Here is a 2,585-nt window from a genome sequence, read left to right as displayed (position 1 = left end):
TGAATCCATAGGTGCAAGAGGCGAACCGGGGGAACTGAAACATCTAAGTACCCCGAGGAAGAGAAATCAACCGAGATTCCCTTAGTAGCGGCGAGCGAACGGGGACCAGCCCTTAAGCACCGGGCCAGTTAGTGGAAGGTTCTGGAAAGGACCGCCATAGTGGGTGATAGCCCCGTACACGAAAGCTCAACGGTGTGAAATCGAGTAGGTCGGGACACGTGATATCTTGACTGAAGACGGGGGGACCATCCTCCAAGGCTAAATACTCCCAGTTGACCGATAGTGAACCAGTACCGTGAGGGAAAGGCGAAAAGAACCCCGGAGAGGGGAGTGAAATAGACCCTGAAACCCTGTACGTACAAGCAGTCAGAGCCCTTCGGGGTGATGGCGTACCTTTTGTATAATGGGTCAGCGACTTACATTACGTGGCGAGGTTAACCGTATAGGGGAGCCGTAGCGAGAGCGAGTCTTAACTGGGCGTCCAGTCGCGTGATGTAGACCCGAAACCCGGCGATCTATCCATGGGCAGGTTGAAGGTTGAGTAACATCAACTGGAGGACCGAACCCACTAATGTTGAAAAATTAGGGGATGACCTGTGGATCGGAGTGAAAGGCTAATCAAGCCGGGAGATAGCTGGTTCTCCTCGAAAGCTATTTAGGTAGCGCCTCGGACTTATACCTACGGGGGTAGAGCACTGTTTGGGCTCGGGGGTCATCCCGACTTACCAACCCCATGCAAACTCCGAATACCGTAGAGTACTATCCGGGAGACACACGGCGGGTGCTAACGTCCGTCGTGGAAAGGGAAACAACCCAGACCGTCAGCTAAGGTCCCAAAATCCATGTTAAGTGGGAAACGATGTGGGAAGGCTTAGACAGCTAGGAGGTTGGCTTAGAAGCAGCCATCCTTTAAAGAAAGCGTAATAGCTCACTAGTCGAGTCGGCCTGCGCGGAAGATATAACGGGGCTCAAACATGGTACCGAAGCTACGGACTTGTGCTTGCACAAGTGGTAGAGGAGCGTTCTGTAAGCCGTTGAAGGTGTGTTGAGAAGCATGCTGGAGGTATCAGAAGTGCGAATGCTGACATGAGTAACGACAATGCGAGTGAAAAACTCGCACGCCGAAAGACCAAGGGTTCCTGTCCAACGTTAATCGGGGCAGGGTGAGTCGGCCCCTAAGGCGAGGCTGAAAAGCGTAGTCGATGGGAAACGGGTTAATATTCCCGTACTTGGTTGTACTGCGATGGGGGGACGGAGAAGGCTAGGTGATCCGGGCGTTGGTTGTCCTGGTTCAAGTGTGTAGGGAGTGGGATTAGGCAAATCCGGTTCCACAATCCTGAGACACGATGACGGTCGTTCTACGGAACGCGAAGTCACTGATGCCCTGCTTCCAGGAAAAGCCTCTAAGCTTCAGGTACAACCGAACCGTACCCGAAACCGACACAGGTGGTCCGGTAGAGAATACCCAGGCGCTTGAGAGAACTCGGGTGAAGGAACTAGGCAAAATGGTGCCGTAACTTCGGGAGAAGGCACGCTGGTGTGTACGTGAAGGTCCTGCGACTGGAGCGGAAGCCAGCCGAAGATACCAGGCCCCTGCGACTGTTTATTAAAAACACAGCACTCTGCAAACACGAAAGTGGACGTATAGGGTGTGACGCCTGCCCGGTGCCGGAAGGTTAATTGATGGGGTTAGCTTAGGCGAAGCTCTTGATCGAAGCCCCGGTAAACGGCGGCCGTAACTATAACGGTCCTAAGGTAGCGAAATTCCTTGTCGGGTAAGTTCCGACCTGCACGAATGGCGTAACGATGGGGGCGCTGTCTCCACCCGAGACTCAGTGAAATTGAAATCGCTGTTAAGATGCAGTGTATCCGCGGCTAGACGGAAAGACCCCGTGAACCTTTACTACAGCTTCACACTGGACTTTGAACTTGTTTGTGTAGGATAGCTGGGAGGCTTAGAAACCATCACGCCAGTGGTGGTGGAGCCGACCTTGAAATACCAGCCTGGCAAGTTTGAGGTTCTAACTCAGCCCTGTGATCCAGGGCGAGGACCGTGTGTGGTGGGTAGTTTGACTGGGGCGGTCTCCTCCCAAAGAGTAACGGAGGAGCACGAAGGTACCCTAAGCATGGTCGGAAATCATGCGGTTAGTGTAATGGCACAAGGGTGCTTGACTGCGAGACGGACAGGTCGAGCAGGTGCGAAAGCAGGTCATAGTGATCCGGTGGTTCTGTATGGAAGGGCCATCGCTCAACGGATAAAAGGTACTCCGGGGATAACAGGCTGATACCGCCCAAGAGTTCACATCGACGGCGGTGTTTGGCACCTCGATGTCGGCTCATCACATCCTGGGGCTGAAGCCGGTCCCAAGGGTATGGCTGTTCGCCATTTAAAGTGGTACGCGAGCTGGGTTTAGAACGTCGTGAGACAGTTCGGTCCCTATCTGCCGTGGACGTTGGAAAACTGAGAAGAGCTGCTCCTAGTACGAGAGGACCGGAGTGGACGAACCCCTGGTGTACGGGTTGTGATGCCAATCGCATTGCCCGGTAGCTACGTTCGGACGGGATAACCGCTGAAAGCATCTAAG

Annotated in this window: 1 rRNA gene; it reads left to right on the top strand. The window is 53.8% G+C overall.

The features are described from left to right. Window positions 1–2,585, top strand: a 23S ribosomal RNA gene (locus BGP77_RS17195); the annotation flags it as partial.

It is taken from the genome of Saccharospirillum sp. MSK14-1, from assembly GCF_003054965.1.
In the GTDB taxonomy this organism is placed as follows: domain Bacteria; phylum Pseudomonadota; class Gammaproteobacteria; order Pseudomonadales; family Natronospirillaceae; genus Saccharospirillum.
This window is presented reverse-complemented; position numbering and strand designations above follow the sequence as displayed.